We start from the raw sequence: 24453 nt of genomic DNA, 5'->3' as shown, positions 1-24453 counted from the left end.
CCACGCGCCGCAACATGGGCGGCGGGCCTGCTCGGCGGGCAGGGAGCTCAGGCGGCGGCGCGGGACTTCAGCTTCGCGAACAACTCCGGCGGCATCGCGGCCGTGCCCAGGCGGTGCTCGGGCGACACGGCCTCTCCATGGAAGTCACTGCCGGCGGTGGGCACCAGGTCGTGCTCCTTCGCCAGAGCCAGATACTTCTGCCGCAGCCCCGGGTTGTGGTCCGCGTGCAGCACCTCCAGGCCGGAGAGCCCCGCCTTCGTCAGCTCGCGAATCTCCATCCGCTCCGCCTTGGACGAGCCCGGGTGCGCCAGCGTCGCCGTGCCGCCCGCGTTGCGGATGAGGCGGATGGCGTCCGCGCCGTCCAGCTTGAAGCGCTCCACCCAGGCCATGCCCCGCGTCCCCAGGAAGCGGTCGAACGCGGCCTTCATGTCCACCGCCCAGCCCTGGTCCACCAGCACCCGCGCCAGGTGCGGCCGGCCCAACTGCGCATCCCCCGCGACGGCCAGCACATGCTCCATGCGCACCGGGAAGCCCAGTTGCTGCATCCGGGCCACCATGGCCTCCATGCGCTGCTCGCGCTCGCCGCGCAGGCGCTGGGCGAACCGCGCGAGGTCCTCGTCGTCCGGCCTCACGAAGTGCCCGAGGATGTGTACCTCGCGACCCAGGACGAAGGCGGACACCTCGATGCCCGGCACCAGCTCCACGCCGTGAGCGCGCGCCGCTTCGCCGGCCTCCGCCAGCCCCGCCACCGTGTCGTGGTCCGTCACCGACAGCACCGTCACCCCCGCCGCCGCCGCGCGCGCCATCAGCTCCGTGGGCGTGTACTGGCCGTCGCTGGCGGTGGTGTGGGAGTGCAGGTCGATCATCTCGGGCTCCGGGGCGAGCGGTTGAAAGCCGCACTGTCGCGACCTAGGCTCTTCGTCAAACCACGGACAACGTCAAGAGCGATGCCGCAGCACCCACTCCAAATCTCACGAAAGATTGAGTACGGGCTGCGGGCCATGACCTTCCTGGCCTCACAACCCCTGGAGCGCATGGTTCCCTTCCGGGAAATCGCGCGCCGGATGGACGTTCCCGAGGACTTCCTCGCCAAGATTCTCAAGGTCCTCGTCTCCCAGAAGCTCGTGCGGTCCACCCGGGGCGCGCACGGGGGCTACGCGCTGTCCCGGCCCGCCCGCGAGGTGACGTTCCTGGAGGTCATCGAGGCGGTGGAAGGGCCCGTCCACGTCAATGTCTGCCAGGACACGCAGCACGATGGCTGCAAGGCCACCGGCAGCTGCACCATGTACGGCGTCTGGAAGCTGGGGCAGCAGCGGATGCTGGACGTGTACCGCTCCACCACGCTGGACCGTCTGGCGATGACAGAGCTGCGGGCCCCGTCGGAAACCGGCTCGCCGGCCGTGACGGCGCGGGCCTAGACTGCCCGCCCCATGGCCAAGAAATCCGACACGAGCATCGAGAACCGGGTGTACCTCTTCGAGTCGCTCGCCAGCAGCTACGTGGCCGCGGCCTCGGAGGCGCTGGGCTCCAAGGACTCCGCCGAGCGCGAGCGTGCCCGGAGGGCCCTGGCGGAGCTGGCCTTCGTCTCCTGTGTGGTGGCGGACACCGGGGACCTGACGCCCGAGCAGGTCCGGGAGCGGGTGCTGAGCGCGCCCGCCGTCGACGCCGCCCCCCAGAAGCGCGGCAGCCGTCGCAAGCGCGACAAGTAGGGGCGGGGGCTCAGGCGGTGCTCCCCTTGGCGGGCGGGCGGTGTTAGATCGCCGCGCCATGGCCAAGACCTCCTCGAACCCGAAGAAGTCCCTCCGCTCCGCGTACTCCGGCGCCCGCAAGGCGGACCCCCGTCCCATCACCGGCAAGGAGAGGCCGGCGGAACTGCTCGCCCACGCCTTCAGCGCCTACGTGGGCCGCCAGGAGCGCACCGCGTTCGAGCTGATGTCCAAGTCGATGGAGGACGACGCGTCCATCTTCCTCACGCTGTCGGGCGCGATGACGCCGGCGGGTCTGCACCAGAGCTGTCTGATTCCCCTCATCGAGAAGGGCGTCATCTCCGCCATCACCACGACGGGCGCGAATCTGTACCACGACGCCCACCGCATCATCGGCCACGCCATCCGCGAGGTGAACCCCAACGCGGGCGACCTCCAGTACCGGCTGGCGCGCATCATCCGCATCTATGACCTGGGGTTCTGGGAGGAGGCGCTGCTCGACACCGACCGCCTCTTCTCCGCCATCATCCGGCAGCCCGAGTTCCAGAAGAAGATGACCACGCCGGAGTTCCACTTCCTGCTCGGCAAGGCCATCCACGGAATCGAAAAGCAGCTGGGCGTGAAGCAGCCGTCGCTCCTGTCCACCTGCTACAAGCACGCGGTCCCCATCTGGGTGGGCGCGGTGCAGGACGGCTCCATCTTCCTGAACATCGTCAAGCTCAAGCGCCTGCTCGGGCCCGAGTTCAAGTTCGAGCTCGACATCAACGACGACGTCTACTCCATGGCGGCGATGCAGCACTTCTGCCGGCACAACGGCAGCAAGCGGCTGGCCATCTGGATTCTGGGCGGCGGCGTGCCGAAGAACTACACGCTCCAGGGTGAGCCGCTGCTGGACCAGATTCTCAACGTCCCCACGTCGGGCTTCGACATCGACGTGCAGTTCTGCGTGGACCCGGTGGACAACGGCGCGCTGTCCAGCTGCCCCGCGGGCGAGGGCCACACCTGGGGCAAGGTCTCCGTGGAGGCGGTGGAGACGGGCTCCGTCTACGTCCACTGCGACGTGACGGCGGTGTTCCCCTGGCTGACGCACGCGCTGCTCAACGAGCCGAAGAACAAGCGCAAGCCCATGCGGCTGATGGACCGGCTGCCGGAGGCCATCACCTTCCTCGACGCCGATGTGAAGAAGCGCAGCAAGGCGCTGATGAAGACGCTGGACTGGAGCGTGGAGGAGGCGGAGCCTTCCACCAAGAAGGACGCGAAGAAGCACGAAGCCTACGTCCGCTGAACGCCCCAGGCCCCCAGGCTCCAAGGAGCTTCCGACCCATGAGCACGCAACAGCCCCCTGCCACCGGCGTGGTGATGACCCTGGTCAGCCACGCCCAGTTCAAGACGCAGCTCACCCACGGACCCTCCAGCGCGGGTCTCCAGACGGAGGCGCCTCGCGACAACGGCGGCACCGGCGGCAGCTTCTCGCCCACGGACCTGGTGGGCGCGGCGCTGATGTCCTGCGCGGTGACGACGATGCACCTGTTCGCCTCGCGCGAGGGCATCGCCCTGGGAGAGATTCGCGCGAAGGTGGAGAAGCGGATGACGCCGCCGCCGCGCCGCATTGGCGAACTGGTGCTGGACATCCAGATGCCCGCGGGCCTCTCCGCCGAGCACCGTGCTCGCCTGGAGCAGGTGGGCCGTGAGTGTCCGGTGGCTCGCAGCCTCCACCCCGAGGTGAAGCTGCCTCTGACGTTCAGCTACCCGGACTGAGCCGGGCGCCCGGCTGTCCGGCCGTCCTCCAGTGGAGCCTCCGGGCCTTTGCTGCCCGGAGGCTCCCGCGTGAGAACCCTTCCCCCGCGGCGGTGTGGGCCGCGTGGCCGGGAGGGGCGGATGGATGCGAAGCGACTGGGTATCTATCTCAGCGATCACCACGCGGGCTCGGTGGCGGGCATCGCGCTGGCGCGGCGCACCGAGTCGGAGAATCACAGCAACCCCGTGGGCCATTTCCTGGCCGCGCTCATCCCCGAGCTGCGCCAGGACCAGCGGACGCTCGAGGCGGTGATGCGGGCCCTGGAGCTGCGCAAGGACCCGCTCAAGTCCCGCGTCGCGTGGGTGATGGAGAAGGCGGGCCGCCTGAAGCTCAACGGCCACTGGGTGCGCTACTCGCCCCTGAGTCGCCTCATCGAGCTGGAGGGCCTGTGCACGGCCACCGAGGGCCGCATGTCCCTGTGGAGCACGCTGGCGCGGCTCCAGCTTCACGACTTGCGGCTGGCGGGCTTCGACTTCGAGTCGCTCGTCGCCCGGGGTGAGCTGCAACAGGCGGGGCTCCAGCGGCTGCGCGCCCGCGCGGCGGATGTCGCCTTCGCGGACGAGCCCACACCCTTCGGCGCCGGGGAGCCCGCCATCGCCAGCTACTGAAAACACCACGCCCCCCGACGCTTCCCCTCAAGGGGCGCGGCGGAGGGCGGGGTTTGAAGCGTCGAAGGCGAAGTGACTACGTGCCCGACGGAGACACCGGAGGACGGGTGGCGTCCGGCACCGGCACCAGACGGAGCTGGCTGGCGCTGCCCGCGAAGGTCGCGTCCACGCCGCGCTCCAGGTACGTGTAACCGGACAGGCCGTCCTCGTACATGCGCAGCAGGGTGCGCGACTCGTCCAGGGAGATGCGACCCTGGCGCAGCGCCATCTCGGTGAACTTGCGCAGCCGGGCCACCAGGTCATCCCTGCTGTAGCTGACGTAGTTCAGCACTTCCGTCACGGTGTCACCGGCCACCACGTGGTCGATGAGGTAGCCGCCGTTGGGCGCCAGCGACACCTGCACCGTGTGCGTGTCCCCGAAGAGGTTGTGCAAGTCGCCGAGAATCTCCTGGTACGCGCCGACCAGGAAGATGCCCAGGTAGTAGTCGTCATCGTTGAGCGCGTGCAGCTCCAGCGCGTCCTTCACCTCGCGCTTGTCGATGAAGTGCTCGATCTTGCCGTCCGAGTCGCAGGTGATGTCCGCCAGCGTCGCGCGGCGCGTCGGCTTCTCCGCCAGCCGGTGGATGGGCATCATCGGGAAGAGCTGGTCAATCGCCCACGAGTCCGGCAGCGACTGGAACACGGAGAAGTTGCAGAAGTACGTGTCGCTGAGCGCCTTCTCGAGCGAGTCCAGCTCCTCGGGAATCTCGCCGGCCTCCTTCGCGATGCGCATGATCTTGTGGCAGGTGGCCCAGTAGATGTTCTCGGCCGCCACGCGCTGCTCCAGCGACAGGTGACCCAGCGAGAAGAGGGTGAGGCTCTCCTCCTTGGCGTCCTGCGCGTCGTGCCACGCCTCCAGCAGGTTCTTGTTCGTCACCTCGCGGAAGGTGGACAGGAGGTTGCGCACCACGGAGGGCGCCTTCTCGTCCACCTTGTCCGGCACGTGGGCCGGGTCGAACTCGCTGGTGCCCAGCACGTCCACCACCAGCACCGCGTGGTGCGCGACGACGGCGCGCCCCGACTCGGAGACGAGCGTCGGGTGCGGCACGCCAGCGCGGTCACACGCCTCCATCACGCCGAAGACGACGTCGTTGGCGTACTCCTCCGTCGTGTAGTTCATGGAGGAGGCGAAGTTCGTCTGGGAGCCGTCGTAGTCCACGCCCAGGCCACCGCCCACGTCCAGGTACTTCAACGGCGCGCCCTGACGCGCCACCTCCACGTAGAAGCAGCCCACCTCGCGCAGCGCGTTCTTCACGTTGCGGATGTTGGAGATCTGGCTTCCCAGGTGGAAGTGCAGCAGTTCGAAGGCGGGCAGCAGGCCCGTGTCCTTCATGAAGCTGATGCAGCTCATCAGCTCCGACGAGGACAGGCCGAACTTGGAGCGGTCTCCGCCGCTGGCCTCCCACTTGCCGGCGCCACGGGTGGACAGCTTCACGCGCATGCCCAGCCGCGGGGTGATGCCCGTGCGGCGCGAGACCTCCGCGATGAGGGGCAGCTCGCTGGGCTTCTCCACGACGAGGATGACGTTGCGGCCCAGGCGCGAATAGAAGAGGGCCGTCTCGATGTACTCCTCGTCCTTGTAGCCGTTGCAGATGACGAGCGCTTCCTCGTTCTCCAACAGCGCCATCACCGCCATCAGCTCCGGCTTGCTGCCGGCTTCCAGGCCGTAGTTGTAGCCCTTGCCCGCCTCGATGATGGTCTCCACCACGTAACGGTGCTGGTTCACCTTGATGGGGTAGACGCCCCGGTAGCCGCCCTTGAAGCCCTGGTCGGCCATGGCCTTGCGGAAGGCCTCGTTGAGGTGGACGACGCGGTGGCGCAGCACATCCGTGAAGCGCAGCAGCAGCGGCAGTCCAATGCCCCGGCGACGAACTTCGTCCACCAGGTCCTTCAAGTCCATGCTGGGGGCCTGGGGGCCGTCCGGATGGACGCAGACGTGGCCCTTGTCGTTGATGCCGAAGTAGGGCGAGCCCCAGTTCCGGATTCCATAGAGCTCGTGCGCGTCAGCGAGGGTCCAGCGGTGCGGAGGGGCGTTTGCGGGCATCGGCGGTTCGAGGCTCCCAGGGAAATGGAGGGTGGACTCCAGTCAACACTGGAGGGGCGCGGGAACTATAGGAAAGCCCCCCCGCATACAACAGCCGGCTGAAGGGACAGCAAGCTGGCGGGCAGGCGACCACCCCGGGCCCCTGTCCTGGCGGGCGGACCTTCCATCTGATTCCTACCCTTTGGACGGAGTGTCGGGAGGACGCGTGGATAGAAGGGAAGGGTACATGGAGTCGTCCGCACGCAGGGAAGAAGCGCCGCTGACCCCTCGAGAAATCTACGAGCGACTGGACCGCTACGTCATTGGCCAGGACGCCGCCAAGCGGGCAGTGGCCATCGCCGCCCACAATCACCTCAAGCGCGTGCAGGCCCGGAGGCTGCGTCGGCAGTCGCTCATCAAGAAATCCAACATCCTGCTCATTGGCCCCACCGGCAGCGGCAAGACGCACATCGCCCGCAACCTGGCGGACATCCTCCAGGTGCCCTTCACCACCGTGGACGCCACCGAGTACACGGAGGCGGGCTACTACGGCAAAGACGTGGAGGTGATGATCTCCGACCTGCTCCTCAAGGCGAACCACTCCGTCGAGGACACGCAGCGGGGAATCATCTTCGTGGACGAGGTGGACAAGATTGCCCGCCGCTCCCAGGGCGCCCGCAACGGTGCGGGCAGCCGGGACATCGGTGGAGAGGGCGTCCAGCAGGCCCTGCTGAAGCTCCTGGAGGGCCGCGAGGTGTACGTGCCGCTCAACGTCACCCAGGCCTGGAACAAGAGCGACTTCGTCCAGGTGGACACGCGCGACATCCTCTTCATCTGCGCGGGCACCTTCAGTGACTTGCACGACGCCGGCGACGAGGCGTTCAGCAGGCCCCTGGGCTTCGGCGCGGACGACGCCTCCAAGCGGCTCCGCAAGCGCATCAGCACCAAGCAACTGGTGGAGTTCGGGATGCTGGCGGAATTCCTCGGCCGCCTGCCCGTGGTGGTGCAGTTGGATTTGCTGGGCGAGGCGGACCTCATCCGTGTGCTCACGGAGCCGCCGGACTCCATCGTCCGGGAGTTCCGTGAGCTGTTGGCCATGGACGAGCTGGAGCTGGAGTTCGACGACGCGGCGCTGCGCGAGGTGGTGCACTACTCGGTGTCGCGCGGGCTGGGGGCTCGTGGGCTGCGCTCCATCCTGGAGCACGTGATGGCGGACATCATGTTCGAGGCGCCCGAGCGTCGTCGTCGGCAGTTGAAGGTGGACGCGGACTACGTGCGTCCCCGGCTGGTGGGGCTGGACGCCGTGCAGCTCAACGTATGACGTCCCCGGCATGCTCCGAGGCCCGGGCCGCCGCTCCCAGTCGGGCGGCGATGTCCGGGTCCTGGATGAGCTGGAGGACCAGGTCGTTGCGCAGGAGCGCGGCCGTGTCGCCCCGGACGAGCGCCTGCTTCACCTTGTCGTCCTGGAGGAGCCGCTGGAAGCGCGGGTCCTTGCGCAGGGCCTTGAAGGCGGGGTCGTTCTTCAGTGACGCCGCGCGCTCCGGGTCCCCCGCGGCCTTGGCCACCTGGACCATGTCGTCCATGGGGGCGAACTGGGTCATCTCGAAGAGGTTGTAGCGGCGCGCGGCGTGGGCGGCCAGGGAGTCCTTGGGCGACACGCCGATGCGCTTGCCGGCGACGATGACGTGCTGCTCGAAGAAGGTCATCGCGCTCAGGGCCATCCAGGCGAAGGCCGCCGTCTTCCCCGCGCCCAGCACGAAGCCGAGGAACCGGTCGATGCCCCGGTTCTCGTTCTGCTTGCCCGTGGCGAGGAAGCGCTGGAGCAGGGTGCCCAGCGCGTAGCGCACGGTGAGCCACACGCCGACGAAGAGGAGCACCGTGCCCAGCAGGAGGCCCAGCAGCAGCGGGCCGTCGAGCGCCTCCGCCAGCCGGGGTGCGACGAAGGGGCCCAGCCGGCGCGAGGCGAAGAACCCCAGCGCCAGGCCCACCCAGTTGGCCACCTGGCGTGAGGCGCCGGTGAGGGCGCCGATGAGCCCGAAGAAGAGCACCATGCCCAGGATGATGAGGTCGATGACCATGGGGCTTTGCCGCGCCTCCGGACGACGTCAGCGAATCTTGAACGAGTCGCCCTTGGCCTTGGCTTCTTCAGACAGGCGCTTCTGCGCCTCGGCCAGGCTCTCCTTGTAGCGGGGATTGGAGGGCTCGTAGGTGAGGGCCATCTTCAAGTTGCGCTCGGCGGCGGACCAGTTGCCGGCGTCGATGTCCTTCTGGGACTGCTGGTAGAACTGGCGCCCCTTGGGGTGGGTGCCAATCTGTTCTTCCTGCTCCTTCTTCGCGGCGGCCTTCGTCTCGGATTCGGACGCCTCGGTGAAGCGCAGCTTCTGCGCGCGCTCGGCGCCCGTCACATCGACGAGGTACTTCTTGCGCTTCGTGTCGTCGCGCAGGACGTAATAGGCCTCGGTGACGCGCTTGTAGAGCTCGTGCACCTGCTCCTTGAGCTGCTTGTCGTCGATGTGGAAGAAGCGGTCCGGATGGTAGGTGCGGCTCTCCCGGTAGAACGCCTTCTTGATGTCGGCGGGAGTGGCCGTGCGCTCCAGCAGGAGCACCTCGAAGTAGTCGAGCTGGTCCAGCTTCGCGCAGCGCGACTGGAGGTCCGCGAGCTGGTGCTCATCCAGGCCCGGGCCCTTGGCCGCGCTCGGCGGTGGAGGCGGCGCCATGGGCGCGATGGAGGGGACCGCCGGCGCGATGGGCGGCACCATGGGGCTGATGGCCGGAACGCGGGGCGCCGTCATCGGCGGGATGCCCGGGACGGTGGCCGCGGCAGGATGTCGGGGCGGCAGGTCCGAGGGCGCCAGTGCCGGCAGCGACATCGTGGGCCGTGCGCCCGGACGTGCCTGCGGAGCTGAGGTCGGCGGCGGAGGCGGGACGACCTGTCCGACGGCGAGCGTCGGAGGTGGACGGGGCGTGAGCGCGGGACCCCGTGGCGCGGCGCCTTGCGGCGGTACGGCCGGGGCGATGCTCGGAACGGTGGTGTGGGGCGGTCCCGCCAGGGAAGTGGTCGCCGGACGGACGGAGGGGGCCGCCGGGGCGATGCTCGGCACCGCGGGCGCGATGGACGGGACTCCAGGAGGAATGCTCGGCACCGCACCATGGGGCGCGGCGCCAGCGACGGGAGGTGGCGGCGGCACGATGGCGCGAGGCGCGACGGGCGGAGGCGTCAGGGGCGAGGTGCCGGCGGATGCCACGCGAGGCGGGGTGCCCGCGACAGGCGGAGGAGGCGGCACGGTGCCGACAGGAGCCGCGCGAGGTTGCGTGCTGGCGACAGGAGGCGGCGTCGGCGGCGTGAGACCCGCGGGAGTCCCACGCGGCGCGGGGCCCGAACCTGGAGGAGGCGGCGGCACCGTTCCCACGGGCGCAGTGCGAGGCGCAGCGCCAGCGACGGGAGGAGGTGTCAGCGGCGCGAGGCCCGCAGGCGTCGGACGCGGGGCGGGGCCCGAAGCGGAGGGGACTGCGCCCCCGGGTGCCCCGCCCGCGACAGGCGGGGGAGTCAACGGCGCGATCCCGGAAGGTGCGCCTTGGGGCGAGGGCGGTGGTCCTGCTCGCGCGGCGGGCGCTGTGGGCCTCGCTGTCGCTTGCGCCTGCGGCGTACCCGTTGCGGGACTCGCGGGTGCACCGCCGGCGGCGGGCATGGCAGCAGCCACCGTGGGTCTCGCACCTGTTGCCGGAGTCGCGGGCGCAGCGACGGCGGGAATGCCTGCGGCGATCGATGGCCTCGCACCCGTTGCTGGAGTCGCGGGCGCACCGACGGCGGGAACGCCTGCGGAGACCGTGGGCCTCGCACCCGTTGCTGGACTCATGGGTGCACCGACGGCGGGAATGCCTGTAGCGACCGTGGGCCTTGCGCCCGTTGCTGGACTCGCGGGTGCACCGACAGCGGGAATGGCGCCCGCTACCGAGGGCCTCGCACCTGTCGCCGGAGTCGCGGGTGCACCGACAGCGGGCACCGTGGAGACAGTGGGCCTCGCACCTGTCGCCGGAGTCGCGGGCGCACCGACGGCGGGAATCCCTGCGGAGACAGTGGGCCTCGCACCCGTCGCCGGAGTCGCGGGCGCACCGACGGCGGGCATGGCGGCCACCGTGGGCCTCGCGCCCGTGGGCGTGGAGGTGGGGCTTCCCACCGAGGGCAGCCCCGTGGCGCTCGTGCGCTGCGGCGTGGGCGCGGTGATGGCGGGCACGGACACCGTGGGCCGCTGCGATGGAGGCACGGCCGGCGCCGCGACGCCCGGAGGTCTTGCTGTCGGCACTCCAGCGGGCGCGGCTTCCGTTCCGGGAGGACGCGGCGGGGCGGCGGCGGGAGGCCTGGCCACCGGCGCCGGAGTGGGCGGCACGGGGCCCGGGGTGGCCGCCGTCATCCGCGGAATGGCGGGGCGCGCGGGAGCCGCCGGTGTCCCGGGCGGGCTTCCCGGCGGCCTGCCGGAGCTGGGATCGGAAGGCTCGGACATCGCGCTCGTCTACTGGGCCACGGCGGGCAGGTCGTTGTTGTTGTGTCCGGCGAGGCGGGTGCTCCGGTTCGCCTGGATGGACTTCTGGATGTCGTCCTCCGACATGCCAGACGACAAGGTGATGGTCGTCGACGTCTTCTGTCCCGTCTCCGTGTCACACGCGGACACGTTCACCAGTCCGTCCGTGTTGATCTCGAACGTGACTTCGATCTTCACCTCGCCGCGATAGCCGATGCGGAAGCCCGCGAACTCGAACTCACCGAGCATCTCGCACTCGTCGGCCCGGTTGGACTCGCCCTGATACACGCGAATCTTCACCTTCTCCTGCCCGTCACGGCTGGTGGTGAACGCCTTCGAGCGGTCAATGGGCACCGGCGTGTTCTTGTCGATGATCTTCTCGGTGTACCCACCCACCGTGCCGATGCGCAGCGTCAGCGGCGTGACGTCCACCAGGAACGTCTCCGTCTTGCTGTCCAGCAGCGCATGCGACTGGAGCGCCGCGCCCATGGCCACGACCTGGTCTGGGTTGATGCCCTCCAGCGGAGCCTTCTGGAAGTAGTGCTTCACGGAGTTGCGGATGATGGGCAGCCGCGTGGGCCCGCCGACGAGGATGACCGCGTCGATGTCCGCCGCCGTCAGCCGCGCGCTCTGCAGCGCCTCGTCGCAGACCTTGAACGTGCGCTGCACCAGGTCCATCACCATCCGGTTGAACTGGTCCTGGTTCAACGTGTGGCGCAGGTCCATCACGTTGCCCTGCGCGTCCTGGCAGATGCCCGCGCAGAGGATGTCCGCGGAGCCCGTCTGCCCCACGTCGATCTTCGCCTTCTCCGCGGCCTCCTTCAGCATCTGCAGACAGAACTTGTTCTGCCGCAAATCCAACCGCGTCTTGCCCAGGAAGTCGTCCGCCAGCCACGTCATGATGCGGTCGTCGAAGTCGTCGCCGCCCAGGTACGTGTCGCCCGCCGTCGCGAGCACCTCGAAGACGTCCTTGCCGATCTCCAGGATGGACACGTCGAACGTGCCGCCGCCCAGGTCGTAGACGACGACGCGCTGGTTGACGTCCCGGCCAAAGCCGTACGCGAGCGCCGCCGCCGTGGGCTCGTTGAGGATGCGCAGCACCTCCAGCCCGGCGATGCGGCCCGCGTCCTTGGTGGCCTGGCGCTGGTTGTCGTTGAAGTACGCCGGAACGGTGACGACCGCCTTGGTCACCTCACGTCCCAGGTACGTCTCCGCGACGGCCTTCATCTCCTTGAGCACCAGCGCGGAGATTTCAGGCAGCGAGTACGCACGCTCCCTCACCCCGATGCGCACCGAGTTGTTCTCGCCCTCGACGATGCGGTACGGCATCACCGCCTGCGCCTTCTTCACCTCGTCGGAGAAGTAGTAGCGACCGATGAGCCGCTTGGCCGAGTACACCGTCGTCTCGGGGCTGGTGATGATGTTCTTCTTGGCCGCGTTGCCCACCAGCACCGAGCCATCCTCGAGGAAGGACACGCAGGAGGCATGCGTCGTCTCTCCCCACTCGTTGGGGATGACGATGGGCTGGCCATCCTGGACCACCGACACGCACGAGTACGACGTGCCAAGGTCGATGCCGATTGCGATGTCGTCCGACATTCCATCTCCGGTGAAGGGTCTAGCCCGAGGCCGTCGGTGAAGCGCCCGGAGGTTAGGAGCCTCCGGAAGAGGTGTCAATGTTCGATCAATGTAAAGCCCAGCCATTTCAAGCACTTAGCGAAGTGGCAAGGGGGCGTGCCCGCTGGCTTGAGGGGGGGAGGGGACGTCATTATCTATGGAGCAAAGGAGTTCTCCCTCATGTCCGTCGTCCTCGCAGCCCTCACGTCAGACCCGAACCTGCTCAGGTGCGAGCTCCACCGGCTCGCCGAGCAGGTGCTCGTCCAGACGGAGCCTCGCGCAAACGCGGTGGGGGTGGGAGCGTACGCCCAGGACGAGGTCCTCCTGCGCCGTTTCTCCAGCGCGGAAGGGGAGCCCTCGCTCGTGGGGCTCGCCCCACCGGGTGAGTCGGAAGCCCTGCTGTTCCACGCCAGCCGCATTCCGGTGGGCCAGTCGCTGGAGGAGAACACCCAGCCGTTCCGCTCGCGCCGCTGGCTGTTCGCCCACCAGGGCAGTGTCAGTGGCTTCGACGAACTGCGCGCGGCCCTGTTGGATTCGCTGCCAGAGCACCTGCAGCGTCAGGTGCACGGCGGAACGGACAGCGAGGTGCTCTTCGCCCTCTTCCTGCGTCACCTGCGTGACGTGGGGCGCACCGACGACCCCCGGCTGGAGGCGCACGTCGCCGGTCGCATGCTGGCGGACACCGCGCGCGAGGTCATCAAGCGCTCCGTGGACGCGGGCATCCCTCGCGCGTCCACGCTCAACCTGGTGGCCACCAATGGATACCTCCTCGTGGCCTGCCGCTTCGGCGAGGAGCCGCTGTTCTATTCGCGACTCGAAGGCGGCGCGGAGTGCGTGCCCTGCGGAGTGACGGCCAGCTCTTCAGAGTCGCAGCCCGCGGTGGGCGCCCACCGGCGTCGCCGCACCGTCGTCCTGGCCAGCCACCTGAAGCGCCCGGGGAGTTGGGTGGAGCTGCCTCGCGGAACCACCCTCGCGGTGGGGTTGGACCTTCAGGTGCAACTGCTCAACGGCGGCTGAGCCCGGAAGGCGCTCTCCTGGTCGAATGCCCACGCACTTCGCGTGGGTCGTTCCCGCCCCGTGGCTTTCGGAGACGCTGGAGCTGAAGTGACGGATTCCCGGAGCATCCCGGCGCAAGCGGGTGAAGCACGGGAGTAAAACGAAAAAACCCAGGAATCTAGACGCCTCTTCCGGGAAACCGAAGCGGATTCCATGGGTGGAATGTGAACCGCTTTACAGGCCCCGCAGATTTGTTGCCTCATACTGGCGTAATTCCAAGGGTTTTACTCCGGGAATGAGTTTTGCCGCTGCCACTGCCTTCCTCTGCTTCGCTTGAGTCTCGGCTGTCCGTCGTCGTTCGCCATCCCGTGGATGCGGTGGTGGCGGCCTCGATGGGCCGGCGCTTCGCCCGGGACGCGGGATTGTCGGCGGCCTCCAGCGCGGAGGTCGCGGTGGTGGTGAGCGAGCTGGCCACCAACCTGGTGCGTCACACGCGGGCGGGCGGGACGGTGGAGGTGTGGTGTGAGGACGGCTGGCTCTGCATCCGCTCGCTGGACCGGGGCCCGGGCATGGCGGAGCCGGAGCGGCTCTTCGTCGGCCGCGAGGGACGCCCAGGGCCTTTGCCAGGAGAGAGCCTGGGTGAAGGCGGCGCCGCCGTGCGACGGCTGACCGACGAGGTCCGCGTGTCCAACCGCGAGGGCGGTGGCCTGGAAGTGTTCGCGCGCAAGCGCATGAGTCTGGAAGCAAGGAGACCGTGGTGAGTCGGGGCGTAACGAGTACACAGCTGCTGGGCGTCTTGCAGCACTTCATGACGGAGACCGCCGCGCGGCTGGTGCTTCGAGGAACGCTGGAGCCGCTGCGATTGTCGGCGGACACGCTGGGCGCGGCGGAGCTGCCGCGGGTCATCGAGGCGCTGGAGCCCGCCACGCGCCACTTCGTGGACCCGGCCCGACGTCCGGACCTGGCCGCGCGGTTGCGGGCCCTGACGGCGACGGCCACCGTCCCCTCGGGGTTGAGCGCCGCGCGCGAGCCGACGCCGGTCCCCGCGACGACGACGATGGACGCGCGGCCCACCACGTACCTGGTGCGGACGGAGGCGGACGCAAGCCATGCGCGGCTCGCGGCGCGCGCGCTGTGCGAGTCGATGGGGGGACGCGGCTATGAGTGCCAGAAGGTCGCGACGGCGGTGAGCGAGCTGGCGCGCAACCAGATCTCCTACGCGGGCGGCGGCACCATCCAGCTCATCCCCGTGCAGACGCCGCGCAAGCTGTTGCGCGTGCGCGCGGAGGACCAGGGGCGGGGCATCCCGGAGCTGGAGCGCGTGCTGTCGGGCACCTACCGGAGCAAGACGGGCATGGGCCTGGGCATCCTGGGCGTCAAGCGTCTGGCGGACCGGTTCGAGGTGAAGACGGGCGCCACGGGAACGCAGGTGGAGTTCGAGGTGTGGCTGTGAGGTTGTCCATCGCCCACCGGACCCGTCCGAAGGTGGGCGAGGTGGAGAACGGCGACGGCGTGGTGGTGCGCGTCGACGGGCCGCACACGCTGCTGGCGGTGGTGGACTCGCTGGGCCACGGGCCCGCTGCGGCACAGGCGACGGCGGAGGCCGTGCGCTGCCTGGGCCAGGCGCCGCTGGGCCCGTCCGTGGAGCCGCTGATGGAGGCGCTGCACGCGGCGCTGCGCCATGGCCGGGGCGCGGCCATCATGCTCGCCGTGTTCGACGGGCACACGCTGCACTGTGGCGGCGTGGGCAACGTGGAGCTGCGCACCGTGGGCACGCGCGTGCCCGTGCTGCCCACGCCGGGCATCCTCGGCCAGTCCTTCCGCACGCTGCGCACCGTCTCCACCGTGCTGTCGCCCGGAGACCGTCTGGCGGTCTTCACCGACGGCTTGAGCTTTCGCCTGGACCTGGAGCTGGTCCGTACGCAGTCCCCCGATGCGGCCTGCGCGTTCCTGATGGAGCGCTTCGGCCGTGTCACCGATGACGCCACCGTGCTGGTGGCGGATGTGGAGCCGTCGTGAGCCACCCGGACAGTCCCCTCCCTTCGCGCGACCTGTCGCGCATCCCCATCATCCCCCTGTGGGGACAGCTCATCGTCCCCCTCCAGGGCGACATCACCGACGCGCAGGCGGCGCAGCTCTGCTCGGACGTGCTGCGCGACATCCAGCGCACCAGCGCGAAGGGGATGGTGGTGGACATCTCCGGCCTGTGGCTCGTGGACAGCCACCTGTGCGCGGTGCTGGCGCGGCTGGCCGCCTCGGCCCGGCTGATGGGCACGCGCACCGTGCTGTGCGGCATGGGCGCCGACGTGGCGCTCACCCTCCAGAGCATGGGCATCCAACTCGACGGCGTGGAGACGGCGCTGGGGCTGGAGGAAGGCTTGTCGCTACTCGGCGTCCGAGCGGTGGGCGCCCGCACGGCCGAATCGGAGCGCGAGGAGGCCCAGCGCCTCGCGGACGAGATGCTCGGCATCATCGCTCCTCCCGTGGCCAGGAACGTCGTCTGAGGGAGACCCCATGAGCACCGCCCTGCCCACACCCCTGACCGTCGACCCCGAGCGCGTGGGGCGCATCATCGACGTCCTGTCCCTCATCTCCGTGGGGGAGTTCTCGCCCGAGCGCACCACCATCTCCATCCGTGAGCAGGACGAGCTCGCCGCGTTGGAGGAGACGCTCAACGTCTTCGTGCGCGAGCTGGCCACCACCCGCCGCGAGCACGAGGAGGCCCTGACGCGCCTGGCGGCGAGTCACCGCGAACTGGAGGAGAAGCTCTCCACCATCGACCGGCAGCGCGACGCCATCCGCGACCTGTCCACGCCCATCATCGAGCTGTGGGAGGACATCCTCACGCTGCCCATCGTCGGCGTGGTGGACACGCAGCGCTCCGTGGAGATGACGGAGCGGCTCCTGCAGCGGGTGGTCCAGGGAAAGGCCCGCTGCGTCATCATCGACATCACCGGCGTGGAGGTGGTGGACACGATGACGGCCAACCACTTCATCAAGATGGTGAACGCGGCGCGCCTGCTGGGCGCCTACTGCGTGGTGACGGGCATCAGCCCGCTGATTGCCCAGACGCTGGTCCAGATTGGCGTGGACCTGCGGGAAGTGAAGACGCTCGGCAGCCTGAAGGAAGGCCTGCGCGATTGCTTCCAGCACCTGGCCGGGCGTGGCGGCAACACCTCCACCTCCCGGCGCTGACCCCTTCGATTTCCGAGAGGAGACACGGCATGGTCCGCATGTGGACGTTCGGTGACAACAAGGTGTGGCTCGAGTCGCCCGACATCATCCGACTGGTCAACGTCGGGGTGTTCGACCTCAAGCTCCTCCACGAGCTGAACCAGGTGGCGCTGGAGCTGAGTGCGACGCATCCCCGGCTCTATCTGATCTCCGATGTGCGTCGCGGGACGAGCATCTCCGCGGACGCGCGCAAGACGCTGAGCGAGAACCCGGAGGCGATGCCCTTCGTGGCCACCGTCCTCTTCGGCGCGAGCTTCGCCTTGCGGACCATGGCCAACATGATGGGGCGGGCCTCGGCCCTGCTCGGGCGGACGCAGGGCGCTCCGTTCGGCATGGTGGAAACGGAAGAGGAAGCCCGGGGCTGGGTGGCCGCCCAGCGCGCGCTGCAGGGCGCTGCCCGAGCCTCCTGAAAGGGCTGTCCGGAGGAGGCGCGAGAACCTCCGGACGCCGACCCGCTCACCGCCGCCGGCGCAGCCCGAGCAGGCCCACCCACGCCAGCCAGACGAGGCCGAGCGGGAGGGCGCCCGCGGTGCTGGAGCAGCCCACGCCGCCTCCCTCCACCAGGCTGGGACGGATGACGTTCCACTGGTGATGGGCGGGAGTTATCTGCACGTTCCCCGCGATGTCCGTCGCCAATACATCCAGCGAGTGGATGCCCTCCGACAGCGAGCGGACGGTGAGGGGATTCTCACAGGGCGACAGCTCCACGCCGTCCAGCGTGCACTTGAAGCCGGAGACGGGCTCGGAGGTGTTCAGGGTGAAGGTGACCTCCGAGAGCGTGCTGGTGCCCGTGGGGCCCCCGCTCAGCGTGGTCGTCGGCGGCAGGCTGTCCACCGTGAAGGTGCGAGGCGTGGACTTGTCGCCAATGTTGCCCGCCATATCCGTGGCGAAGACCCGCAGGTCCTGCAGTCCGGTGACGATGGCCAGCGTCACCGCCACCGTCCACTCGCCGCGCTCGTTGGCCAGTGTCGTCCCCACCGTCAGTCCGTTGAGGGTGGCGGTGAGCGTCGTCCCCGGCTCCGAAGTGCCGGTGATGGTGTAGTTGTCCGGCCTGACGATGGCGTCGACCGCCGGGGTCAGGACGACGGGGGGGGCGGGCTTTGAGGTGTCCACGGTGAAGGCGTGGGTCGTGGAATCGGGGCCGGTCCGCTTGAAGGCGTCCGTGCAGTACGCATTGACCAGATGGAGCCCATCCGACAGGGCCGCCGAGGGCGTGAACTTCCACTCGCCCGTGCTGGCGATGACCGGATGCTGGTCCTGGGGCAGGCCATCCAGGCGCACCGTGAGGACGCATTGCTGCGGGGCCGTGCCGACGATGAGCGGCGTCGGCGAGTTCACGAGTGCGGCATTCGCGGGGGTCCGCAGCTCGGGCTTGCCCGGGGGCTCCAGGTCGAGCGTGAAGGCGCGTGTGATGCGAGGCCCCTCGTTGCCGGCGAGGTCCATCGCCTGCACCAGCATGTCGTGCCGCCCGTTGGCGAGGCCCTGGGGAGGCACATAGAACCAGTTCCCCGCGCCATCCACGGTGACACCCGGGAGGGTGGTGCCATCCAGGGTGATGAAGATGGTGCTGTCCGCCTCCGCCGTCCCTTCGATTCGAGGGGTGGGAGTGGTGAGTGTCGCGTTCTGGGCGGGCACGGAGACCACCGTGGTGGGAGGCGTCGTATCCACGCGGAAGGACCTCGAGGAGGACGGGTCTCCCGTGTTCCCGGCGAGGTCGGTGGCCTGGACCTGAACGTCGTGTCTCGCCTGGCTCAGCCCCGCCACGGGGGCGAACGTCCAGGCACCGGTGCTCGACGCCGTCACGGCGCCCGCCAATGCGCCGTCGATGAAGATGCTCACCTTGGCGCCCGCCTCGGTGGTTCCGATGAAGTCGGGGCGCGCCTTGCCCACCACGGCATCGGCGGCCGGGCTGGTGAGGATGGGAATCGCCGGGCGGGAGGCATCCACGGTGATCTGGATGGCCACGGAGGGGGCGCTCTCGTTCTTCGCGACGTCGGTGGCGGTGGCCGTCACGGTGTGGGGGCCATCACCCAGCGTGGTGCTCACAGGCACGGCCCACTGTCCGTTGATGTTCGTCACCGCCGTGACGAACACGGCCTCGTTGATGAGGAGCTTCACGGTACTCAGTGGCTCGGCGGTGCCCTCGAAGGCCGTTCCGTTCGCGTTGACCAGGGTGCCCGTCGTGGGTTTCAGGATGGTGGGGGCGCTGGGGTCCGTCACGTCCACGGTGAAGCGGACCTCCGCGGGCGCACTGGTGTTGTTCGCGGGATCCGTGGCGGTGGCTGTCACCAGGTGGGTGCCATGCGGATATTCCACCAGGGTGGGCAGTGACCAGTTCCCGCCGCCATTCACCACGGCGGTGCCGACGAGGTCCCCATCCACGAGGACTCTCACGCTGCTGCGGGGCTCGGCGGTGCCGGAGAAGCCCGTTCCGTCCTCGCCCACCACGATGTCCACGGTCGGCGTCAGGATGACGGGCGCGGCGGGGGGCGTCAGGTCCACGGTAAAGGTGGACGTCGCGGTGGTGCTCGTGTTGTTCAAGGCGTCGGTGGCGATGGCCGTCACCGTATGCGAGCCTGCGCCGAAGCCCGTGCGAATCGCTATCGACCAGGTGCCCTCGGCGGTGGTCTGCGGGGACGCGATGAGGCCGCCGTCGACGCTGACCCGGACGGTGCTCAGTCGCTCGGCCGTGCCCGAGAAGGCCGTGCCCGCGGCGCCCACCACGGTGTCGGGATTGGGGGTCTGAATCACGGGAGCCGCGGGGGCGGTGATGTCCACGGTGAAGGTGGACGTCGCGGTGGCGCTCGTGTTGTTCGACGCGTCGGTGGCGGTGGCGGTCACCGTATGTGCCCCGTCCGTGAAGCCGCCCTGCGTGGGCAGGGACCATGCGCCGGAGGTATTGGCCTGGGCGGTGCCGACGGGCGCGCCATCCACGCTGACCTTCACCGTGCTGTCCGCCTCGGCGGTACCGGAGAAGCCCGTTCCCGCGGGGCCCACCACCGTGGTGGAGTTCGGCGTCTGGATCACCGGCGCGGTGGGCGCCTCGATGTCCACGGAGAAGTGGCGCTCCGCGACGACGCTCGTGTTGCCCTGCACGTCGGTGGTGGTGGCCGTTACCGTGTGAGGGCCGTGCGTGAAGGTCGTGCTGACGGGCAGGGACCAGGCCCCCAGGCCGTTGGCCTGGACGGTGCCATGCGCGGCGCCATCGACGCTGACCTTGACCGTGCTGTTCGCCTCGGCGGTGCCGGAGATCCCCGTGCCAACGGGGCCCACCACCGCGCCTTCGGTGGGAACCTGGATGACAGGCGCGGAGGGGGCGATGATGTCGACGACGATGCCATGGCTGGCGGTGGCGCTGAGGTTGTTCGCGGCATCGGTGGCGGTGGCCGTCACGGTGTGGGCGCCGTTCGTGAATCCCGTCCGGACGGGCAGGGACCAGGTGCCGGTGCCGGAGGCCTGGATTCCGCCGACGGACTGGCCATCCACGTAGACATTCACCATGCTCAGGTTCTCCGCGGTGCCGGAGAACGAAGTGCCGGCCGGGCCGATGACCGCGCCCTCCGCCGGCGTCTGAATCACGGGCGCGGCGGGAGCGGCGATGTCCACGGTGAAGGTGCTCTCCGCGGTGCTGCTCGTGTTGCCGAGCGCGTCGGTGGCGATGGCCGTCACGGTGTGCGTTCCATGGGTGAAGCCAGCCTGGGGCGCGAGCAGCCAGTTCCCACTGGGGCCGGCCTGGGTGGTGCCGACGGGCGCGCCATCCACGCGGACCGTGACGGTGCTCACGTTCTCCGCGGTGCCGGAGAAGCCCGTTCCCGCCGTGCCCACCACGGTGAGGGGGTTGGGGGTCTGAATCACGGGCGCGGCGGGCGGCGTCACGTCCACGACGAAGCTGATGGCCGTGGGGAGACTGGTGTTGTTCGCCGCGTCCGTGGCGGTGGCGGACACCGTGCGGGTGCCGTTGGCGAAGCCCGTGCTGACAGGAAGGGACCATGCCCCGCCGGGGCCGCTCGCCTGGGCGTTGCCGATGGGCACTCCGTCGACGCTGACGCTCACGGTGCTGTTCGCCTCGGCGGTGCCTGAGAAGCCCGTGCCCGCGGGGCCCACCACTGTGTCGGGATTCGGCGTCAGGATGACAGGCGCGGAGGGCGCCGCGGTGTCCACGGTGAAGGTGCGGGTCGCGGCGGGGCCCACGTTGTTGCCAGCATCGGTGGCGGTGACCGTCACGGTGTAGGAGCCGTGCGTGAAGCCCGTCTGCGTGGGCACCGACCAGGCGCCCGTGCCAGTGGCCTGCGGGGTGCCGACGACGGTGGTACCCACGCGGACCGTCACGATGCTGTTGGCCTCGGCGGTGCCGGAGAAGCCCGTTCCAGCGGTGCCCACCACGGCGCCCGAGGCGGGCGTCTGAATCACGGGGACGGCGGGCGGCGTCTTGTCCACGGTGAAGGTGCGCTGCGCGGTGGGGCTCGTGTTGCCAGCGGCGTCTTTGGCCGTGACGGTCATCGTGTGCGAGCCTTCGGCGAGCGAGGTGTTGTTGGGCAGGGACCAGGCGCCGGTGGTTGCGTGCGCCGTGGTGGTGCCAATGAGAAGGCCGTCCACGAGGACTGTCACGGTGCTCGAGTTCTCGGCGGTTCCGGAGAAGGTCGTGCCGGCGCTGCCCACCACGGTGCCCGCGACGGGTGTCTGAATCAGGGGGACAACGGGCCCCGCCGCGTCCACGGCGAAGGCGTTCTCCGCGGTGGGGCTGATGTTGCCGACGCCGTCGGTGGCGGTGGCCGTCACGGTGTGCGGCCCTTCATCCAGGGAGCTGCTCGCGGGGACCGTCCAGGCACCCGTGGTGGCGTGCGCCGTGGTGGTGCCGACGAAGGCTCCGTCCACGTGGACCGTCACGATGCTGTTTGCCTCGGCGGTGCCGGAGAAGTCCGTTCCAGCGGCGCCCACCACGGCGCCCGAAGCGGGCGTCTGAATCACGGGGACGGCGGGGGGCGTCTTGTCCACGGTGAAAGTGCGCTGCGCTGCGGGGCTCGTATTGCCAGCGGCGTCTTCGGCCGTGACAGTCATCGTGCGGGAGCCCTCGGCGAGCGAGGTGTTGGTCGGCAGGGACCAGACACCGGTGGTGGCGTGCGCCGTGGCGGTGCCGATGAGGAGGCCGTCCACGAGGACCGTCACGATGCTGTTTGCCTCGGCGGTGCCGGAGAAGTCCGTTCCAGTGGCACCCACCACGGTGCTCGCGGCGGGCGTCTGAATCACGGGGACGGCGGGGGGCGTCTTGTCCACGGTGAAGGTGCGCTGCGCGGCGGGGCTCGTGTTGCCAGCGGCGTCTTCGGCCGTGACGGTCATCGTGCGGGAGCCCTCGGCGAGTGAGGTGTTGTTGGGCAGCGACCATGCGCCAGTGGTGGTGTGCGCCGTCGCGGTGCCGATGAGAAGGCCGTCCACGAGGACCGTCACGGTGCTCGAGTTCTCGGCGGTGCCGGAGAAGCCCGTGCCAGCGGTGCCCACGGCGGCGCCCGAAGCGGGTGTCTGAATCACGGGGGCGTCAGGCGCCGCCGCGTCCACGGTGAAGGCGTTCTCCGCGGTGGAGCTGATGTTGCCGGCGGCGTCGGTGGCGGTGGCCGTCACGGTGTGCGGCCCTGCTCCCTGGGAGCTGCTCGCGGGCACCGTCCAGGCACCGGTGGTGGCGTGCGCCGTGGCGGTGCCGACGAAATTGCCATCCAGATGGACCGTGACGGTGCTCGAGTTCTCGGCGGTGCCCGAGAAGTTCGTTCCAGTGGCGCCCACCACGGCGCCCGAAGCGGGCGTCTGAATCACGGGGACGGCGGGCGGCGTCTTGTCCACGGTGAAGGTGCGCTGCGCGGTGGGGCTCGTATTGCCAGCGGCGTCTTTGGCCGTGACGGTCATCGTGCGGGAGCCCTCGGCGAGCGAGGTGTTGTTGGGCAGCGACCATGCGCCAGTGGTGGTGTGCGCCGTCGCGGTGCCGATGAGGAGGCCGTCCACGAGGACTGTCACGGTGCTCGAGTTCTCGGCGGTGCCCGAGAAGTCTGTTCCGGCGCTGCCCACCCGTGCGGCGTTGATCGGCGTCTGAATCACCGGTGCGACGGGGGGCGTCTTGTCCACGGAGAAGGTGCGCTGCGCTGCGGGGCTCGTATTGCCAGTGGCGTCTTTGGCCGTGACGGTCATCGTGCGGGAGCCTTCGGCGAGCGAGGTGTTGTTGGGCAGCGACCATGCGCCAGTGGTGGTGTGCGCCGTCGCGGTGCCGATGAGGAGGCCGTCCACGAGGACCGTCACCGTGCTCGAGTTCTCCGCGGTGCCAGAGAAGCCTGTCCCGGCGCTGCCCACCCGTGCGGCGTCGATCGGCGTCTCAATCACCGGTGCGAGGGGCGGCGTCGTGTCCACGGTGAAGTGGCGCTCGGCGACGGGGCTCGTGTTGTCGTCGGCGTCGGTAGCGGTCGCGGTCAGCGTGCGCGCCCCCTCGGTGAGCGGGGTGCTCGGCAGGAAGGACCACTCGCCGGCGGGGCTCGCATCGATGGTGGCGTAGGGGACGCCATCCAGCAGGAGGTCCACCCGGCTATCGGGTTCGGCGGTGCCCGAGAAGTCGGTGCCGCCGGTGCCCACCAATTCCCCTTCGGTCGGCGTCAGAATCACGGGCGCGAGCGGGGGCGCGAAGGCTTCCACGGTGAAATAGACGGGGTCGCTCGACAGGCTGCTCAGCCCTTCGAACTCGGCGTGCGCGGTGAGCGAGTAGACGCCGTCATCGAGGTCCGTTGGCACACGGACCGAGAAGTCTCCAGCGTCGCCCACCGGCGTGGCGGGAAACTCCCACTCCGGCGTGGCGGGGCGCTCGATGTTGCCCATGCGCAGGAAGACGGTGGCGCCGGGATCTCCCGTGCCCGTGACGACCGGCGTCGGAGCGGTCAGCGCCTGGCCGTCGCCGGGGGTGGTGATGACCGGCGTCCTCGGAATGATGAGCGCGTGCTCCACCAGCGTGACATCACCCGGTTCACCCACGCTCGTCCCCACATCGCCGGAGACGCTCTCTCCGCCCGTCACGCGGACGGGACAGCCTGTCAGGCTGCCTGCCTGGAGCAGCACTTTGCCGCCCGCTCCAGGGCCAAATCCCTCCTGGGCGCCGAAGGACTCCGCGGGAACCCCGGGCCCACCCTGGGCCATCAGCGCTTCGCACTCGGCGCTCTCCACCAGCCGCGCGGAGATGCTTCCTCCCTCGCCACCGCCCTCGGTGCCCAGGTCCCACGGCAACGCCTGGCCATTGGCTTCGATGCGGCCCGCGCCCGTGAGCTTGCGCGCCCGGAAGAAGACGACGCCGCCATCACCCAGGGGCTGCTGACGCAACAGCGCGCCGCTCGCGGTGATTATGCCGCCGTTGTGCAGCGTGCCGGAGGCCAGGAAGGCCACCACGCCACCAGAGGTGCCATTCCAGCTCCGGGCCTTCAGCTCCCCGGTCGGATGGATGGTGACGCTCGTGTACTCAGGCACGCGGATGACCTGCGTGGACAGGGGCACGAAGTCATTCAGCACGGGACGGGTCAGCGTCAGCACGGCTCCCCGCACCCGCGCCACTCGCGCCAGCTCCCAGACTCCCCCCGGGCTCTGCTCCCGGGGGCCAAAGGTGAACGTGGCCACGGACGAGGACCGCACGGGGCCGACGCCCAGCGTCTGCAACACCATCACCAGGTCACCGGCGACGAAGCCCTCGGGGGCGTCGACCTGAAGCTCGTGGTCCCCCTTGCTCAAGGGCGACGTCACCGCGGCATAGCTGTTGATGACCCGGCTCTCATGCGCCTGGACGGTCAGCGTCTCATCACGCCCCGCGCCGAGCCCGAAGACATCCGCCTCCGCGAACGCGGGAAGCGCGACCAGCGCCAGGGCGCAGGTCAAAAGGTGCATCCATCCCGATGAT

At 69.6% G+C, this 24453-nt stretch carries 19 protein-coding genes; 13 read left to right on the top strand and 6 right to left on the bottom strand.

The features are described 5' to 3' along the window. Nucleotides 1-47 precede the first annotated feature (47 nt). Entirely contained in the window at nucleotides 48-866 is an 819-nt protein-coding gene (locus tag HUA78_RS14755; RefSeq protein WP_141642911.1) for a PHP domain-containing protein, read from the bottom strand. An 81-nt stretch (nucleotides 867-947) separates the two neighbouring features. Between HUA78_RS14755 and HUA78_RS14750 the strand changes: the two genes are divergently transcribed. The 5 genes from HUA78_RS14750 to HUA78_RS14730 all read left to right on the top strand — a co-directional run bounded on the left by HUA78_RS14750 (nucleotide 948) and on the right by HUA78_RS14730 (nucleotide 4112). Next, a complete protein-coding gene (locus HUA78_RS14750; protein ID WP_141642912.1) occupies nucleotides 948-1418 on the top strand; it encodes an Rrf2 family transcriptional regulator in 471 nt (156 codons plus the stop codon). A 12-nt stretch (nucleotides 1419-1430) separates the two neighbouring features. Next, nucleotides 1431-1709 (top strand): hypothetical protein, encoded by a 279-nt coding sequence (locus HUA78_RS14745; protein WP_174455018.1) that lies wholly within the window; start codon nucleotides 1431-1433, stop codon nucleotides 1707-1709. Between the two features lie 58 nt (nucleotides 1710-1767). Then, nucleotides 1768-2991: a deoxyhypusine synthase family protein gene (locus HUA78_RS14740; protein ID WP_141642914.1), complete on the top strand. Its 1224-nt coding sequence runs from the start codon at nucleotides 1768-1770 to the stop codon at nucleotides 2989-2991. 38 nt (nucleotides 2992-3029) lie between these two features. After that, nucleotides 3030-3464 (top strand): OsmC family protein, encoded by a 435-nt coding sequence (locus tag HUA78_RS14735; RefSeq protein WP_141642915.1) that lies wholly within the window; start codon nucleotides 3030-3032, stop codon nucleotides 3462-3464. 120 nt (nucleotides 3465-3584) lie between these two features. Next, entirely contained in the window at nucleotides 3585-4112 is a 528-nt protein-coding gene (locus HUA78_RS14730; protein ID WP_141642916.1) for a hypothetical protein, read from the top strand. 76 nt (nucleotides 4113-4188) lie between these two features. On the opposite strand, the gene speA is transcribed toward HUA78_RS14730, so the two are convergent. Continuing rightward, nucleotides 4189-6195: a biosynthetic arginine decarboxylase gene (speA, locus tag HUA78_RS14725; RefSeq protein ID WP_141642917.1), complete on the bottom strand. Its 2007-nt coding sequence runs from the start codon at nucleotides 6193-6195 to the stop codon at nucleotides 4189-4191. Between the two features lie 226 nt (nucleotides 6196-6421). On the opposite strand from speA, the gene clpX reads away from it, so the two are divergent. After that, nucleotides 6422-7495 carry an ATP-dependent Clp protease ATP-binding subunit ClpX gene (gene clpX, locus HUA78_RS14720; RefSeq protein WP_174461941.1) on the top strand — a complete coding sequence of 358 codons (1074 nt, stop codon included), beginning with the start codon at nucleotides 6422-6424 and terminating at the stop codon, nucleotides 7493-7495. Here the strand turns inward: clpX and HUA78_RS14715 are convergent. The 3 genes from HUA78_RS14715 to dnaK all read right to left on the bottom strand — a co-directional run bounded on the left by HUA78_RS14715 (nucleotide 7485) and on the right by dnaK (nucleotide 12293). Then, nucleotides 7485-8252, bottom strand: coding sequence for a CvpA family protein (locus HUA78_RS14715; RefSeq protein WP_141642919.1), 768 nt, complete (start codon nucleotides 8250-8252; stop codon nucleotides 7485-7487). The genes clpX and HUA78_RS14715 overlap by 11 nt on opposite strands. A gap of 27 nt (nucleotides 8253-8279) precedes the next feature. Next, complete coding sequence (locus tag HUA78_RS47500; protein WP_174476565.1) at nucleotides 8280-9044, bottom strand: J domain-containing protein; 765 nt, start codon at nucleotides 9042-9044, stop codon at nucleotides 8280-8282. Nucleotides 9045-10685: 1641 nt separating this feature from the next. Next, nucleotides 10686-12293: a molecular chaperone DnaK gene (dnaK, locus tag HUA78_RS14705; protein WP_141642920.1), complete on the bottom strand. Its 1608-nt coding sequence runs from the start codon at nucleotides 12291-12293 to the stop codon at nucleotides 10686-10688. 198 nt (nucleotides 12294-12491) lie between these two features. On the opposite strand from dnaK, the gene HUA78_RS14700 reads away from it, so the two are divergent. The 7 genes from HUA78_RS14700 to HUA78_RS14670 all read left to right on the top strand — a co-directional run bounded on the left by HUA78_RS14700 (nucleotide 12492) and on the right by HUA78_RS14670 (nucleotide 16951). After that, complete coding sequence (locus HUA78_RS14700) at nucleotides 12492-13328, top strand: class II glutamine amidotransferase (protein ID WP_174455021.1); 837 nt, start codon at nucleotides 12492-12494, stop codon at nucleotides 13326-13328. Between the two features lie 347 nt (nucleotides 13329-13675). Continuing rightward, nucleotides 13676-14068 (top strand): ATP-binding protein, encoded by a 393-nt coding sequence (locus HUA78_RS14695; RefSeq protein ID WP_371745576.1) that lies wholly within the window; start codon nucleotides 13676-13678, stop codon nucleotides 14066-14068. Continuing rightward, the gene (locus tag HUA78_RS14690) at nucleotides 14065-14760 is read left to right on the top strand and encodes an ATP-binding protein (RefSeq protein ID WP_371745575.1); all 696 of its coding nucleotides are present in this window, start codon (nucleotides 14065-14067) and stop codon (nucleotides 14758-14760) included. Before HUA78_RS14695 ends, HUA78_RS14690 begins: the two co-directional genes overlap by 4 nt. Then, a complete protein-coding gene (locus HUA78_RS14685; RefSeq protein WP_371745574.1) occupies nucleotides 14751-15326 on the top strand; it encodes a SpoIIE family protein phosphatase in 576 nt (191 codons plus the stop codon). Before HUA78_RS14690 ends, HUA78_RS14685 begins: the two co-directional genes overlap by 10 nt. Beyond that, on the top strand, nucleotides 15323-15811 hold the full coding sequence (locus HUA78_RS14680) for an STAS domain-containing protein (protein ID WP_174455022.1): 489 nt from the start codon (nucleotides 15323-15325) through the stop codon (nucleotides 15809-15811). The genes HUA78_RS14685 and HUA78_RS14680 overlap by 4 nt, the downstream gene beginning before the upstream one ends. 10 nt (nucleotides 15812-15821) lie before the next feature. Beyond that, entirely contained in the window at nucleotides 15822-16502 is a 681-nt protein-coding gene (locus tag HUA78_RS14675) for an STAS domain-containing protein (protein WP_141642923.1), read from the top strand. Nucleotides 16503-16531: 29 nt separating this feature from the next. Continuing rightward, a complete protein-coding gene (locus HUA78_RS14670; protein WP_174461942.1) occupies nucleotides 16532-16951 on the top strand; it encodes an STAS/SEC14 domain-containing protein in 420 nt (139 codons plus the stop codon). Nucleotides 16952-16997: 46 nt separating this feature from the next. Here the strand turns inward: HUA78_RS14670 and HUA78_RS14665 are convergent, their stop codons facing one another. Continuing rightward, the gene (locus HUA78_RS14665; protein ID WP_217442469.1) at nucleotides 16998-24440 is read right to left on the bottom strand and encodes an Ig-like domain-containing protein; all 7443 of its coding nucleotides are present in this window, start codon (nucleotides 24438-24440) and stop codon (nucleotides 16998-17000) included. Nucleotides 24441-24453: the final 13 nt, after the last annotated feature.

Source organism: Myxococcus sp. CA033 (assembly GCF_013336625.1).
GTDB classification, from domain to species: Bacteria; Myxococcota; Myxococcia; order Myxococcales; family Myxococcaceae; genus Myxococcus; species Myxococcus llanfairpwllgwyngyllgogerychwyrndrobwllllantysiliogogogochensis.
The sequence above is the reverse complement of the archived record's forward strand: the minus strand, read 5'-3'. Positions and strand labels throughout refer to the sequence as shown.

What these genes read in the sequence shown, in the direction of transcription:
- HUA78_RS14675 (WP_141642923.1), top strand. Translation starts at nt 15,822, where the DNA reads ATGAGCACCGCCCTGCCCACACCCCTGACCGTCGACCCCGAGCGCGTG.
- HUA78_RS14700 (WP_174455021.1), top strand. Translation starts at nt 12,492, where the DNA reads ATGTCCGTCGTCCTCGCAGCCCTCACGTCAGACCCGAACCTGCTCAGG.
- clpX (WP_174461941.1), top strand. Translation starts at nt 6,422, where the DNA reads ATGGAGTCGTCCGCACGCAGGGAAGAAGCGCCGCTGACCCCTCGAGAA.
- HUA78_RS14750 (WP_141642912.1), top strand. Translation starts at nt 948, where the DNA reads ATGCCGCAGCACCCACTCCAAATCTCACGAAAGATTGAGTACGGGCTG.
- HUA78_RS14715 (WP_141642919.1), bottom strand. Translation starts at nt 8,252, where the DNA reads ATGGTCATCGACCTCATCATCCTGGGCATGGTGCTCTTCTTCGGGCTC.
- HUA78_RS14670 (WP_174461942.1), top strand. Translation starts at nt 16,532, where the DNA reads ATGGTCCGCATGTGGACGTTCGGTGACAACAAGGTGTGGCTCGAGTCG.
- HUA78_RS47500 (WP_174476565.1), bottom strand. Translation starts at nt 9,044, where the DNA reads ATGTCGCTGCCGGCACTGGCGCCCTCGGACCTGCCGCCCCGACATCCT.
- speA (WP_141642917.1), bottom strand. Translation starts at nt 6,195, where the DNA reads ATGCCCGCAAACGCCCCTCCGCACCGCTGGACCCTCGCTGACGCGCAC.
- HUA78_RS14755 (WP_141642911.1), bottom strand. Translation starts at nt 866, where the DNA reads ATGATCGACCTGCACTCCCACACCACCGCCAGCGACGGCCAGTACACG.
- HUA78_RS14735 (WP_141642915.1), top strand. Translation starts at nt 3,030, where the DNA reads ATGAGCACGCAACAGCCCCCTGCCACCGGCGTGGTGATGACCCTGGTC.
- dnaK (WP_141642920.1), bottom strand. Translation starts at nt 12,293, where the DNA reads ATGTCGGACGACATCGCAATCGGCATCGACCTTGGCACGTCGTACTCG.
- HUA78_RS14740 (WP_141642914.1), top strand. Translation starts at nt 1,768, where the DNA reads ATGGCCAAGACCTCCTCGAACCCGAAGAAGTCCCTCCGCTCCGCGTAC.
- HUA78_RS14730 (WP_141642916.1), top strand. Translation starts at nt 3,585, where the DNA reads ATGGATGCGAAGCGACTGGGTATCTATCTCAGCGATCACCACGCGGGC.
- HUA78_RS14745 (WP_174455018.1), top strand. Translation starts at nt 1,431, where the DNA reads ATGGCCAAGAAATCCGACACGAGCATCGAGAACCGGGTGTACCTCTTC.
- HUA78_RS14665 (WP_217442469.1), bottom strand. Translation starts at nt 24,440, where the DNA reads ATGCACCTTTTGACCTGCGCCCTGGCGCTGGTCGCGCTTCCCGCGTTC.